14 protein-coding genes are annotated in these 12,345 nt (G+C 70.9%); 5 read left to right on the top strand and 9 right to left on the bottom strand.

What is annotated here, in order from left to right:
• Positions 1-41: 41 nt before the first annotated feature.
• Entirely contained in the window at positions 42-524 is a 483-nt protein-coding gene (locus CCR97_RS09865; protein WP_111358842.1) for a PaaI family thioesterase, read from the bottom strand.
• 264 nt (positions 525-788) lie between these two features.
• Here CCR97_RS09865 and CCR97_RS09870 point away from each other — a divergent pair, with 264 nt between their 5' ends.
• Both CCR97_RS09870 and CCR97_RS09875 read left to right on the top strand, forming a co-directional pair.
• On the top strand, positions 789-1,292 hold the full coding sequence (locus CCR97_RS09870) for a MamS/MamX family magnetosome protein (protein WP_111358843.1): 504 nt from the start codon (positions 789-791) through the stop codon (positions 1,290-1,292).
• A gap of 214 nt (positions 1,293-1,506) precedes the next feature.
• Complete coding sequence (locus tag CCR97_RS09875) at positions 1,507-1,701, top strand: YgaP family membrane protein (protein ID WP_111356820.1); 195 nt, start codon at positions 1,507-1,509, stop codon at positions 1,699-1,701.
• A gap of 99 nt (positions 1,702-1,800) precedes the next feature.
• Here the strand turns inward: CCR97_RS09875 and cydC are convergent, their stop codons facing one another.
• The 8 genes from cydC to petA form a co-directional block, all read right to left on the bottom strand.
• Entirely contained in the window at positions 1,801-3,540 is a 1,740-nt protein-coding gene (gene cydC / locus CCR97_RS09880) for a thiol reductant ABC exporter subunit CydC (protein ID WP_201159460.1), read from the bottom strand.
• A 6-nt stretch (positions 3,541-3,546) separates the two neighbouring features.
• Positions 3,547-5,361 (bottom strand): thiol reductant ABC exporter subunit CydD, encoded by a 1,815-nt coding sequence (gene cydD, locus CCR97_RS09885; protein WP_111359247.1) that lies wholly within the window; start codon positions 5,359-5,361, stop codon positions 3,547-3,549.
• Between the two features lie 28 nt (positions 5,362-5,389).
• Positions 5,390-5,506: a cytochrome bd-I oxidase subunit CydX gene (gene cydX, locus CCR97_RS09890; protein ID WP_111359246.1), complete on the bottom strand. Its 117-nt coding sequence runs from the start codon at positions 5,504-5,506 to the stop codon at positions 5,390-5,392.
• A gap of 21 nt (positions 5,507-5,527) precedes the next feature.
• A complete protein-coding gene (gene cydB, locus CCR97_RS09895) occupies positions 5,528-6,679 on the bottom strand; it encodes a cytochrome d ubiquinol oxidase subunit II (RefSeq protein WP_111359245.1) in 1,152 nt (383 codons plus the stop codon).
• A gap of 27 nt (positions 6,680-6,706) precedes the next feature.
• Complete coding sequence (locus CCR97_RS09900; protein ID WP_111359244.1) at positions 6,707-8,305, bottom strand: cytochrome ubiquinol oxidase subunit I; 1,599 nt, start codon at positions 8,303-8,305, stop codon at positions 6,707-6,709.
• Positions 8,306-8,661: 356 nt separating this feature from the next.
• On the bottom strand, positions 8,662-9,141 hold the full coding sequence (gene ybgC, locus CCR97_RS09905; protein WP_111359243.1) for a tol-pal system-associated acyl-CoA thioesterase: 480 nt from the start codon (positions 9,139-9,141) through the stop codon (positions 8,662-8,664).
• A gap of 106 nt (positions 9,142-9,247) precedes the next feature.
• Complete coding sequence (locus tag CCR97_RS09910; protein ID WP_244670351.1) at positions 9,248-9,706, bottom strand: NifB/NifX family molybdenum-iron cluster-binding protein; 459 nt, start codon at positions 9,704-9,706, stop codon at positions 9,248-9,250.
• Positions 9,707-9,783: 77 nt separating this feature from the next.
• Positions 9,784-10,317 (bottom strand): ubiquinol-cytochrome c reductase iron-sulfur subunit, encoded by a 534-nt coding sequence (gene petA / locus CCR97_RS09915; RefSeq protein ID WP_201159461.1) that lies wholly within the window; start codon positions 10,315-10,317, stop codon positions 9,784-9,786.
• A gap of 247 nt (positions 10,318-10,564) precedes the next feature.
• Here petA and CCR97_RS09920 point away from each other — a divergent pair, with 247 nt between their 5' ends.
• The 3 genes from CCR97_RS09920 to CCR97_RS09930 all read left to right on the top strand — a co-directional run bounded on the left by CCR97_RS09920 (position 10,565) and on the right by CCR97_RS09930 (position 12,334).
• Positions 10,565-11,026, top strand: coding sequence for a DUF134 domain-containing protein (locus CCR97_RS09920; RefSeq protein WP_111356702.1), 462 nt, complete (start codon positions 10,565-10,567; stop codon positions 11,024-11,026).
• A 279-nt stretch (positions 11,027-11,305) separates the two neighbouring features.
• Positions 11,306-11,680, top strand: coding sequence for a thioredoxin domain-containing protein (locus tag CCR97_RS09925; RefSeq protein ID WP_111356703.1), 375 nt, complete (start codon positions 11,306-11,308; stop codon positions 11,678-11,680).
• Between the two features lie 6 nt (positions 11,681-11,686).
• Positions 11,687-12,334, top strand: a complete 648-nt coding sequence (locus tag CCR97_RS09930) for a cytochrome c biogenesis CcdA family protein (protein ID WP_111356704.1) — start codon at positions 11,687-11,689, stop codon at positions 12,332-12,334.
• Positions 12,335-12,345: the final 11 nt, after the last annotated feature.

Below are 12,345 nucleotides of genomic sequence, written 5' to 3' on the forward strand. Positions count from 1 at the left end.
CGGGGCAACGGTACGAGGCAGCCTGCGGTCATAACCGCGTGTCATCGATGTGGCGCCGGCGGCGCGGCGCCGAAATCCGCCGGCATCTGCACCGCGACGACGGTGCCACGGGCCGTGACCACGCCGCCCGCTCGCAGCTCGGTCTCCACCACGACCTTGCGGCCCTTAATCTCGACGGCGCGTCCGCGGATCTCGAGCGCACCGTCGATCGGGGTCGGCTTCAGGTAATCGACATGCAGCGAGCCGGTGACGAAGCGGAACGGCGGCAGCGTGTCGAGGCCGCGGCCGTCCTGGCGATACATCGCGGCGGCAGCCGTCGCGGTGCTGTGGCAGTCGATCAGCGAGGCGACGAGCCCGCCATATACGAAGCCAGGGATCGCGGTGTGATAGGGCTCCGGCGTGAAGCGCGTGACGGTCTCGTCGCCGTTCCACACGGTCTTGATTTGGTGTCCGTGCGCGTTGAGCCGCCCGCAGCCGAAGCAGTGGGCGACGGCGTCGGGATAGTGGTCCTGAAACGCATCCATGCACGTGTCCCTGGTCGGTCGACGGGGCGGCATTGTCGCGACGCGCGCGGGGCGCCTGTGCCGGGCGGCGCGCATCGATGGCGGCGGCAACGGACGCGGTGACGCGCGACGATGTCCCTGAACGAGGCCGTCAGGCTAACGTCAGCCCGTCCGGCACACAATGTCGTCGGTCGCTCTCGACGGTGCGGTCATCTCGATCGCAGCGCCGCCGAGCGCGACGGCCACGGGGCCGTGGAGGGACGGGGGCAGGACAGGAGACCTGCGATGAGACACTTTCGTTCGCGTGCCGCGCTCGGCGTGCTGATCGTCGTTGTGGCGGCCGGATCGGCGTTTGCCCAGAAGGGGACCGGGGAGGCCACCGGGATCGCCCGCCGGGCCGAGAAGCCGCCCATCGTCACGCTGTCCGGGGCCGTGACGGAGACCAAGATCGGGCCCTGCAAGCTGACCACCGGACGCGCCTCGGAAGGCGCGCATCTGATCGTCCAGACCGGTGACAAGACGATCAATCTCCACCTCGGCCCGTCGGCGGCCGTCGCCGACGTCCTGAAGGCCGCGCCGGTCGGCCGCTCCATCACGGTCGACGGGTTCCGCACCGACCGCATGCCGACCGACGCCTATGTCGCCAAGTCCGTGAAGGTCGACGATCGGACGTTCACGTTGCGTGACGACTCGCTCCGGCCGACTTGGGCGGCGGGCCGCGGCCGCGGGCGCGGCGCGTGGTCCGGTCGCGGTCCGGGATGGCGGCGCGGATACGGCGGCTGCTTCTGAAGGCACGAGCTGCTGGGGCGGGTCGGCGGCGCGGCCGGTCGCCGACGTCGACCGGCCGCGCGGGCCGATGCCGAGAAGGGCCGATGCGCCGGGGCGGCGACACGCCGGCGCATCTCCGTGGCCCCGCTGCTCCAAGGTGACTTGGTCGCAGACCGCCGTGTCGGGTGACCTAAAACCCGCTCATCGGACAGAGGCATCGACAAGCGAGGACGACATGCTTGCGAAGAACATGGGACTGATCGACCGGGTGCTGCGCGCCGTGCTCGGCGCGGGCCTGATCGCGTGGGCGCTGGCCGGCGGCCCGGTCTGGGCCTGGATCGGCGTCGTTCCGCTGTTCACCGCCGCGGTCGCGCGCTGCCCGCTCTACTCGATCGTCGGTATCAAGACCTGCGCGGTCTCGAAGGCCTGACGCTCCGGCCGTCCCGATGCGGTCGGCGCCCGCCGTGTCGGGGGCGCCGCGCCGAGTTCGATCGAACCGTTCGGCCCATCGTCCCGACCGTGAGTCCTCTCACGACTGTCGCGTCGTCGGTCCTGGGCCGCTGTGGGCTCCGCCGGCGTCGGCGCCGGTCGTCGTTCGCGGGTCGAGACGCGAGACCACCCGGCCGTCCTCCAGCCGGACGATCGCGTCCATGCGATCGAGCCGCGCCGGCCGGTGGGTCAGCAGCATGAGCGACCCGACGCCGGGGTCGTCGAGTAGTGCATCGAGCAGCCGCGCCTCGGTGTCGGGGTCGAGCCCCTCGGTCGGCTCGTCGAGAATCAGGATCGGCCGGCTTGCGACCAGGGCGCGGGCGACGAGCAGGCGGCGGATCTCGCCGCCCGAGAGCTTGGCGCCATGGGCGCCCACGAAAGTGTCGAAGCCGTCCGACAGCGCCTCGACGAAGGGCAGGATCTGCGCGATCCGGCACGCCGCGCGCAGGCGCTCCTCGTCGGCGTTCGGATCACCGAGCAGCAGATTGTCCCGGATCGTCGCGGCGAACAGATGGTCGCGCTGGCCGACGAAGGCGATCCGGCTGCGCACCGCCTCGCCGGTCAGGCCGCCATAGGGGACGCCGCCGAGCGCGAGCCCGCCCGCGTGCGGGAGCGCGAAGCGCATCGCGAGCTGCGCCAGCGTCGATTTCCCCGCGCCGCTCGGCCCGACCACGGCGATCCGCCGGCCGGCCGGGAGGTCGAGCGTCACGCCGTCGAGCGTGTCGCGCGATGCGCCGGGATAGCGGAACGTGACGGCGTCGAAGTGCAGATGGGTGGCGGACGGCACCGGCACGGGGTCGGCCGGATCGGGGGCGCCGGTCGGCCGGTCGGCGATCTCGAACACCCGGCTGGCCGACGCGACGACGGCTGGCATCGCCTGCACGGCGAGCGGGACTGCGGCGACGGCGTCGAACAGCGCGAGGCCGAGGAGCGCCAGCATCGGCAGGTCGGCCGCCGCCAGCGCTCCGGCCGCCACGACGGGCAGGCCGAGCAGCAGGACCGCCACCAGCAGGACATGGCCGGCAAGCAGGAGTCCGGCGCTGCTCAGCGCCGCGGTGTTGGACAGCACGCGCTCGTCGGCGACGAGGGCGTCGCTCGCGGCCAGCGTGGCGCGGCGATGCAGCCCGTCGGGATCGTAGACGGCGAGCTCGGCCAGGCCTTCGACCTCGTCGACGAGACGGGCGCCGAGCGCCGCCGTTCCGGCCGTCAGCCGGACGGCCGCGGGGGCGCCGGCGCGCAGCAGCACGAGCGGCAGGACGAGGCCGGCGACCGCCAGCAGCACGGCCGCGAGGGCGGCGATCCGCCGGTCGTAGGCCGCCATCGCGAGGACCGACGGCACCGCGATCGCGAGGCCCGCGGCGAGCGGCCCGACGACGCGCAGGAACGCGTGCTCGAGCCGGTCGATGTCGCCGCGCAGGCGGGCGAGCAGATCGCCGTCCGTCCGGCCGCGAAGATTTCCCGGGGCGCCGCGCTCCAGCCGCGCGAACAGCCACGGCCGCAGGCCGGCGACGAAGCGCAGCGTCGCCTCGTGGCCGATCACCCGCTCGGCGTAGCGGCCGGCGGTGCGGATGATCGCGAGGCCGCGGATCACGGCGGCGGGCGTGAAGAAGTTCATGGTCACGCCGGCGGCCCCGGCCAGCGCCATGCCGGTGATGAACCAGCCGGCCGTCGCCATGAGGGCCACCTGGGCGAGGCCGACGATCGCGGCGAGCAGGACGGCGAGCGTCATCCAGGCCGCATGCGGCCGCATCAGTCGAACGAGCCGGAGGACGACCGCCATGCGCGCTCAGCCCATCCAGCCCGGCACGAAGCCGGCCGACCGCACGAGCGCCGCGAAGCGGCCGTCGGCGGCGCGCAGCTCCGCCTCGGACCCAGCCTCCGCGATCCGGCCGCTCTCCATGACGACGATCCGGTCGGCGTGCCGCAGCGTCGCCAGCCGGTGGGCGATCACCAGCATGGTGCGGCTCTCGCGCAGCCGGGCGAGGCTCCGCTGCACCACGGCCTCGGTCTCCGCGTCGAGATGCGCCGTCGGCTCGTCGAGCAGCACGAGCGGCGCCTCGCGGTAGAAGGCGCGGGCGAGGCCGAGCCGCTGCGCCTCGCCGCCCGACAGGGCATGGCCGCCGCTGCCGACGAGTGTATCGAAGCCGTCGGGAAGCGCTGCGATTCGCTCGGCGATCGCCGCCGCGCGGGCCGCCTGCAGGATGCGGTCGCGGTCGGGGGCGGGGTCGCCGAGGGCGATGTTGGCGGCCACGGTGCCGGTGAACAGGCGCGGGCGCTGCGGGATGTAGGCGATGCGGCGGCGGAAGCCGGCGAGATCCAGGTCGTCGAGATCGCGGCCGTCGATCAGGACGCGGCCGCTGCTCGGCCGGACGAAGCCCATCAGCAGCGCCAGCAGGCTCGACTTTCCGGCCCCGGACGCGCCGACGATCGCGATCGTCTCGCCCGCCGCCACGTCGAGGGTCACGCCGTCGAGCGCCACGCGCCCGTCCGGATAGGCGAGCCGCACGTCGTGGAACGCGACGGCGGTGCCGGCCGACGATGGGGCGTGCAGTGACTGCGCGCGCGGCGCCGGCTCCGTGGGTCCGGCGCGCCGGCCGGCGCGGGCGAGGTCCGGCATGGCCTCGAAGGCGACCAGCCGCTCCGCCGCGCCGAGCGCCTCCATGCGGGCGTGATAGGCGGTGCCCATGGCGCGCAGCGGCAGGTAGAACTCCGGCGCCAGCAGCAGCACGAACAGGCCGTGCTGGTAGCTCATGTCGCCCCACAGCAGGCGGAAGCCGATCAGCACCGCGACGATCGCGATCGACATGGTGGCGAAGAATTCGAGCGTGAGCGCCGACAGGAAGGCGAGGCGTAGCACCGCCATGGTGTCGCGCCGATAGGCGTCCGCGGCCGCGGCGACCGCCTCGATCATCCGCGCCCCGGCATTGTAGGCGCGCAGCGTCGGCAGCCCCTGGATGGCGTCGAGCAGATGGCCGGACATGCGCTGCATGCGGCCCCATTGGCGCTGGTTCAACGCCTCGGCGCCCTTGCCGATCAGCACCATGAAGACCGGGATCAACGGCGCCGTGACGGCGAAGGCGAGCGCCGAGATCCAGTCGAGCGGCGCGACGACGAGAACGATTCCGAGCGGGATCACGGCGGCCTGGACGACGGCCGGCAGGTAGCGCGAGAAGAACGGCTCGACGCCGCGCGCCGCCTCCGAGAGGATCGCGACGATCTCGCCGGACGGCCGCTCCGCGAGCCCGGCCGGGCCGGCGCGATCGAGCTTGGCGAGCAGTGCGGCGCGCAGCGCGGGAACCACCCGCATCGCCGCCGAGAAACCGAACCGGTCGGCCGCCCAGGCGGCCGCGGCGCGCAGCAGCACGACGGCGACCAGCAGCACGAACGGGAGCGCGAGCGAATCGCCGAGCGGCTCCGTGATGCGGAGCGACTCCGTGACGCGTCCCTCGAACAGCCCGTCGTGCAGGATCGTGGCGACCAGCCACGCCTGCGCCACGACGGCGATGCCGCCGAGGAGCCCGGCCGCGATCGCGAGGCGCAGCTCGCGCCGCGCGATCGGCCGTAGACCCCTGAGATACGTCGTTTCGGCTCGCGCGGTCACGGGCCCGGCTGCTGCGTCCAGAACGCGATCAGATCCGGCCGCCGTCCGGCGGCTCGAATTCGCTCTGGAACTCGTACCACATCACGTTGATGACGCCGAAGGCGAGCGCCGCCGTCACCCCGAGGATCCAGGCAAAGTACCACATGGTCGGCTCCGGTTCCGGGTTTCAGTAGGCGTGGTGCTTCTTGGCCTCGATCTCCGCGACCGTGACCTTGCCCCACATCGCGCGATAGCACCACAGCGTGTAGCCGAGGACGATCGGCAGGAAGATCACGACGGCGAAGAACATGATCGTCAGCGTCAGCCGGCTCGACGGCGCGTCCCAGACCGTGAGGCTGGAGCCCGGCTGCGAGCTCGACGGCATGACGAATGGGAACATCGCCGCGCCGGCCGTGCCGATGATGCCGGTCATGCCGAGGCTGCTTGCCACGAAGCCGAGCCCGGGGCGGTCCATGCCCGACAGGGCGCGGGCCGCCAGCGGGGCGAGGAGCCCGGTCGCCGGCAGCAGCATCGCGATCGGTAGCGTGGCGTAGACGGCGAACCACGCGCCCGCCTCGCGGACGACCTCCTTGGCGAGCGGGTTCGGCAGCGCCGAATGGGCGGGCTCCGAGACGATACGGTAGCCGTCGATCCCGAGCAACACCCAGATCCCGCCGAGCGCGAAGGCGCCGGTCACGACCAGGGCGAGCAGCGAGACGGCGCGCTTCGCCCGCGCCGCGACGGCGCCCTCGGTGCGGATCTGCAGCCATAGCGCGCCGTGCAGCGCGAGCATCGCGACGCTGATCAGCCCGGCGAGCAGCGCGAACGGGTTGAGCAGCGGCAGCAGCGCCCAGATGAACGTGCCCTCGTAGTGCGGCTTGAGGAACGCGTCGAGATGGAACGGCACGCCCTGCAGCAGGTTGCCGAAGGCGACGCCGAAGATCAGGGCCGGCACCAGGCCGCCCGCGAACAGCCCCCAGTCCCAGGCGTTGCGCCAGCGGGGATCCTCGAGCTTCGAGCGATAGTCGAAGCCGACCGGCCGGAAGAACAGCGCGACCAGCACCAGCAGCATCGCCAGATAGAAGCCCGAAAAGGCGGCCGCGTAGACGGCCGGCCAAGCGGCGAAGATGGCGCCGCCGGCCGTGATCAGCCAGACCTGGTTGCCGTCCCAGTGCGGGCCGACCGTGTTGATGACGACGCGACGCTCGGCGTCGTCGCGTCCGACGAAGGGCAGGAGCATGCCGACGCCCATGTCCATGCCGTCGGCGATGGCGAAGCCGATGAGCAGCACGCCCACCAGCACCCACCAGACCAGCTTCAGGGTCTCATAGTCGAGCATCGCGAGGTCCTCTCGGCGGCGTCGGGATCATTCGGCGGGAACGAGGCGCGGCGCGGGCGCGGCGTCGGCCCGCGTGTCGGCGCGCTCGTGATGGTAGCGCCCGGTGTGGAGCGAGCTCGGGCCGAGCCTGGCGAAGCGCACCATCAGGTAGAGCTCGATCGCCAGCAGGATCGAGTAGAAGATCAGATAGGCCGCCATCGACGTGACGATGTCGGTCGTGGTCAGGGCCGAGGTGGCCAGGAAGGTCGGCAGCACCTCGCCGATCGCCCAGGGCTGGCGGCCGTACTCGGCGACGAACCACCCGGTCTCGCTGGCCAGCCAGGGCAGCGGGATGCACCACACCAGCACGCGAAGCAGCCAAGCGTTCTTCTCCAGCCGGCCGCGCGCCAGGAGATAGAACGAGGCGGCGAACAGGCCGAGCATCAGGAAGCCGAGCCCGACCATGATGCGGAAACTCCAGAACAGGTAGGGCACGTGGGGCACGCTGTCCCAGGCGGCCTGCCGGATCTGATCCTCGTTCGCGGTCGCGGGATCCGCGACGTAGCGCTTGAGCAGCAGCCCGTATCCGAGGTCCTTCTTGTGGCGGTCGAAGCTCGCGCGCGTCTCGGTCCCTTTGTCGCCGCTGCGCAGCTTCTCCAGCATCGCGTAGGCGACGGCGCCGGAGCGGACGCGCGTCTCCGCATGGGCGACGAGCTCGTCGATGCCGAGCACCGGCTTGTCGATCGACCGGGTCGCGATCAGCCCCAGCGCCCAGGGAAGCTTGATCTCGAAGCTGTTCTCGCGCTTGTCCTGATCCGTGATCGCGACGACGTTGAAGCTGGCCGGCGGCGGCTGGGTGTGCCACTCGGCCTCGATGGCGGCGAGCTTCATCTTTTGGACGTCGCCGAGCTCGTAGCCGCTCTCGTCGCCGAGCACGATGACGGACAGCGAGGACGCGAGTCCGAACCCGGCGGCAACCGCGAAGGAGCGCTTGGCGAAGGCCACATCACGTCGCTTCAGCAGATACCAGGCCGAAATTCCGATCACGAACATGCTCGCCGTCATGTAGCCGGCGGCGGTCGTGTGGATGAACTTCACCTGCGCGACCGGATTGAGCAGGACCGCCGCGAAGTCGGTCATCTCCATGCGCATCGTCTCGGCCGAGAACTCGGCGCCGACGGGGTTCTGCATCCACGCATTGGCGACCAGGATCCAGAGCGCGGAGAGGTTGGTGCCGAGTGCCGTCAGGAACACGACGAGGAGATACTGCACCTTGGAGAGCCGATCGCGGCCGAGCAGCAGAAGGCCGACGAAGGTCGATTCGAGAAAGAAGGCCATCAGGCCCTCGATCGCCAACGGCGCGCCGAACACGTCGCCCACGTAGTGCGAGTAGTAGGCCCAGTTGGTGCCGAACTGGAACTCCATCGTCAGGCCGGTGGTGACGCCCAGCGCGAAGTTGATGGCGAACAGCTTCGTCCAGAACCGCGACATGTCCTGATAGATCTGCTTGCCGGTCATCACGTAGACCGACTCCATGATCACCAGGATCCAGATCAGGCCGATGGTGAGCGGCACGAAGATGAAGTGGTACATGGCGACGGCGGCGAATTGCCATCGCGACAGTTCGACGAAGGTCGGGTCGATCATCGGGAGCTCTCTGATCGCGTCGTTGCGGAAGCGCGCGGGTCTCGGCCGAGGAGCACGGACGAGAGGTTGTGTGCGGACGGTCGGATCGCCGTGTTCGGACCTGTTCGGATCGTGGTGTCTGAACCGTGGTGCTCGGACCGTCGTGTCACGTGTCGGCGTCGCGCATGTGCCGGGACGACCCGGCTTCGCTCGGTCGAAGCGAGACGTATTCTATGATGCGAATACGACTTTCACGCCGCGGAAAACGCGTCAATCCGTAAGATCCCGTCGCTCTCGTCTCAGACAAGCGACGTGCGTGGCGACTGCGCACGCCGGTCCGCGGATGCGTGCCGCGACTGCCGCTTCGACGTCGTTCATCAGGTGGAAACGAGGTTCGCCGGTCGGCACCGGTCCTCGGTCGGTTGGTGGGCGAGACGCAGGGATTTGGGGAACGGCCGCGCGCGCCCACCTGCAACGAGCGCGATGCGGGCCCGGGCATCGATCAGCACGGTGCCGTCACGTGTGATGGTCTGAGCGAGGATCATCGATGCGCCGCCGATCGCCTCGGCTGCGGTCGTGACGGTCAACAGATCGTCCATGACGGCCGGCTTCAGGAACTCCAGCGTCATCGCGCGAACCACGAAGGCGTGCCGCGGCAGAGACTCGTCGGTGCCGTCCCACAGCCTGCGCTGATGCACGCCGAGCAGTCGCATGTAGTTGGTGCGCGCGCGCTCGAGAAACCGCAGATAGCTCGCGTGATAGACGATGCCGGAGAAGTCGGTGTCCTCGATGTAGACGCGCACGCGCATGCGATGCCGCCCGCCGTCCAGAGCACCGTCCAGCGACAGCTCGCTCATCGCCCCGCCTCGTCGGTCGTGAAGCGCGTCGGCGCCGCGAAAGCAAACTCGCGCGCGACCGTGACGACGAGCGCGGCGGCGCGATCGATTGGGGCGGTTCGCGAAGTCAGATGTGGCCGCAGCAGCAGTCGGCGCACTCTGCCTCGTGGTCCGGATCGGGCGCGGTGTTGTCGTGCCCGCCGCTCCGATGCGCACCATGATCGTGCGACGCATGCTCGTGCGATGCATGGTCGTGCGGGGCGGCGGGCGTCAGCGTGCCGTCGAGGAATCCGGCGACGGCCTTTGCGGGATCGGGTTCCGCGGTCGCGACCGCGACGACGCCGTGCTCGGCCATCCGGCGCACGAAGCCGGCGCTCGCACTGCCGGCGATCACGGCATCGACCGCGAACAGCGGATGCGGGCCGTCGCACTGGAACTCGTGAATCGACATCTCCTTCGGCAGGTCGAGACGCGCGACCTCGCGGGGCGGCGCCCCGCGCTCCGCCTCGAACACCAGGAACCGCCGGCTCTTGCCGGCATGGCCCGTCACGGTCCGGAAGTTCTGGCTGGCAACCGCGATTCTCACGTCGATGCTCCTGTCACGATGGATCGGCCGGCCGGCGGCGCTCCGCCGCCGGTCGGGAGGAGGGGCCTGGCGAAACCTCAGGCTTCACCGATGCGGATCGTCGAGTCGTCGACGAACGCGTAGGGCGGCACCGGGAGGTTGAGCTGCGCCGGTCCGTGGCGGACGCGGCCGGAGGCGTCGTATTGTGAGCCGTGACACGGGCAGAACCAGCCGCCCCACTCGCCCTGCTTGCCGAGCGGGATGCAGCCGAGATGCGTGCAGCTCGCGAACACGACGAGCCACTGCTCGCGTCCCGCCTTCACGCGGTCGCCGTCTGCCTGCGGATCCATCAGCTCGGAGAGCTTGGTCGCCTGCTCCTTGGCGATCTCGTCCGGGGTGCGGTGGCGGATGAAGATCGGCTTGCCGCGCCAGAAGATGCTGATGATCTGCCCCGGCGCGATGGCGGCGAGGCTGATCTCGATCGGCACGCCGGCCGCGATGGTCGAGCGGTCGGGATTCATCTGGTCGACGAGCGGCCACACGGCGGCGCCGACGCCGACGGCGGCGACTCCCCCGGTGGCGAGATAGAGAAAGTCGCGGCGGCTCGGATCGGCGGCGGGCACGATGGTCATGGGGTCATCCTCGTGGGCAGCGGAGGGCGCGCACGGCGCCCGTTCCGGGCGCCGCACGGCTTCGGAAACGTCTCTGGCATCGGATCGGCGGCAGGCAGTCCCGCACCCGCGTCGCGGCGGGCCGGGCGCGTTTCGCCGCGAGCCTGGGTCGGTGGCGGGGGCGTCGCGCGCCGTCCACGCCCTCGACCGTGATATGATCAACCCTAGCGCATTATGAGCATATGTTCAATACAGGATCCCCGAGCCGATGCCCCGTCCCCGCAAGCTGCGCACGGTCCGCGAGCCGGTCCCGGCCCGCGTCTACAAGCCGGCCGGCGTGCCGCGGCGCGATCTCGACGAGATCGTGCTCACGCTCGATGCGCTGGAGGCGTTGCGCCACGCCGACGCGGAGGGGTTCGAGCACGCCGCCGCCGCCGCTCAGATGGGCGTCTCGCGGCCGACCTTCTCGCGGCTGATCGCCGAGGCGCGGACCACGGTCGCGACCGCGCTCGTGCAGGGCCTCGCGCTCCGCATCGAGGGCGGTCCGGCGCGCGTCGCCGAGGAGGGCGACGAGCCTTGCTGCGGCCGCGGCATGCGCCGGCGCCGCGGTCATTGCGGGCGGCTCGGGCCGGGCCGGGGTCTCGAGAGCGCGACGGAGCGGCGGGTCGGATCGGCTGGACCTGCCGCACGTCCCGCGCCTTCCGATGGACGGACCGACGGCTCCGACTGACCGGGAGGCGGCGGCGGGATGGCGGCTTGCTTCGGTCGAGCCGACGCCGGGGTGAGGCAGCAATCGGGCGCGCTTCATACATATGCAATCATACGCATGTAATTGGTCGGCGAGATGCCGTCATATCCGGGGCTTGGTCGCGCCCGGCCGGTGACCGAGTTGCGCGATGTCCGTCGTTGGTTGCCCGTGCGGCCGGCCGGGTCATGGGTCCCGGCGGCGGCGCGCGACCCGTCGTCGTGACGGTCAGTCATGCTGGCTGAACGTGCCCGGAGAACCCGCATGCACCTCGCTCGCCTGATCCGCTGCCTCGCTCTCCTCCTGCCGGTGGCGCTGTCCGGCGCGGTCATCGCCCAGGAGCAGCCGCCGACCGCGACGCTCCTCTTCTTCCTCAACCCGAACGGCGAGCCCTGCCGGATCCAGTCGCAGATCCTCGACGGGATCCGCCCGCAGCTCGACGCGCGCGTCCGGGTCGTTCCGGTCAGCACGGCGGTCTTCTCCGACACGATCTGGTTCCGCCAGTTCGGCATCCGTTATTTGCCGAGCCTCATCCTGGTCGACGGCGAGCAGCGGGAGATCAAGCGCTTCCCGCCGGGCATCCAGCCGGCCGAGCAGATTCTGAAGGAGATCGGTGCTCTCGGCGACAAGCGCTCCTGACGCGCCATGTCGCTTCTGCTCGAAGCCCCGCTCGCCTTCGGGGCCGGACTCGTCAGCGTGCTCAGCCCCTGCGTCTTGCCGGTGCTGCCGATCATCGTCATCGGTGGCGGCGACGATCACCGGAGCCGGCCGCTTCTGATCGTCCTCGGCCTGTCGCTCACCTTCGTTCTGATGGGAATCGTGAGCGTGCTGTTCGGCACGCTAGTCGCCGGCGTCATGCCGCAGATCGAGCGCGCCGCGGGCATTCTGATCATCGGCCTCGGGCTGCTCATGCTGCTCGACGTCAATCCGTTCAAGCGTCTCGGCGTCCTGTCGCGGGTGAGCGTGTCGACCGGCGGCGGCCGCTGGTCCGGCCTGCTGCTTGGCGCGACGCTCGGCGTCGTCTGGATCCCCTGCGTCGGCCCGGTGCTGTCCGGCATCCTAACGCAGGTCGCCGGCCGTGCTGAGATGGGACACGGCATCGCTCTGCTGGCCGCCTATGCGGCCGGATTCGCCGTGCCGATGCTCGCCGTCGGCTATCTGTCGCACGGCGCCCGCCACCGCTTGCGCGCCCTCCAGCAGCACCAGACCGCCGTCCGTCTGGTCAGCGGCGGCATCCTGATCGCGCTGGGCATCGTCATCGCCAGCTCGGGAATGCTGACCTTCGCCGTCTAGCGTCGATCCGA

The organism is Rhodoplanes elegans (genome assembly GCF_016653355.1).
Classification (GTDB): domain Bacteria; phylum Pseudomonadota; class Alphaproteobacteria; order Rhizobiales; family Xanthobacteraceae; genus Rhodoplanes; species Rhodoplanes elegans.

What these genes read in the sequence shown, in the direction of transcription:
- CCR97_RS09865 (WP_111358842.1), bottom strand. Translation starts at nt 524, where the DNA reads ATGGATGCGTTTCAGGACCACTATCCCGACGCCGTCGCCCACTGCTTC.
- petA (WP_201159461.1), bottom strand. Translation starts at nt 10,317, where the DNA reads ATGACCATCGTGCCCGCCGCCGATCCGAGCCGCCGCGACTTTCTCTAT.
- CCR97_RS09930 (WP_111356704.1), top strand. Translation starts at nt 11,687, where the DNA reads ATGTCGCTTCTGCTCGAAGCCCCGCTCGCCTTCGGGGCCGGACTCGTC.
- ybgC (WP_111359243.1), bottom strand. Translation starts at nt 9,141, where the DNA reads ATGAGCGAGCTGTCGCTGGACGGTGCTCTGGACGGCGGGCGGCATCGC.
- CCR97_RS09900 (WP_111359244.1), bottom strand. Translation starts at nt 8,305, where the DNA reads ATGATCGACCCGACCTTCGTCGAACTGTCGCGATGGCAATTCGCCGCC.
- cydB (WP_111359245.1), bottom strand. Translation starts at nt 6,679, where the DNA reads ATGCTCGACTATGAGACCCTGAAGCTGGTCTGGTGGGTGCTGGTGGGC.
- CCR97_RS09875 (WP_111356820.1), top strand. Translation starts at nt 1,507, where the DNA reads ATGCTTGCGAAGAACATGGGACTGATCGACCGGGTGCTGCGCGCCGTG.
- CCR97_RS09925 (WP_111356703.1), top strand. Translation starts at nt 11,306, where the DNA reads ATGCACCTCGCTCGCCTGATCCGCTGCCTCGCTCTCCTCCTGCCGGTG.
- cydC (WP_201159460.1), bottom strand. Translation starts at nt 3,540, where the DNA reads ATGGCGGTCGTCCTCCGGCTCGTTCGACTGATGCGGCCGCATGCGGCC.
- CCR97_RS09920 (WP_111356702.1), top strand. Translation starts at nt 10,565, where the DNA reads ATGCCCCGTCCCCGCAAGCTGCGCACGGTCCGCGAGCCGGTCCCGGCC.
- cydX (WP_111359246.1), bottom strand. Translation starts at nt 5,506, where the DNA reads ATGTGGTACTTTGCCTGGATCCTCGGGGTGACGGCGGCGCTCGCCTTC.
- CCR97_RS09870 (WP_111358843.1), top strand. Translation starts at nt 789, where the DNA reads ATGAGACACTTTCGTTCGCGTGCCGCGCTCGGCGTGCTGATCGTCGTT.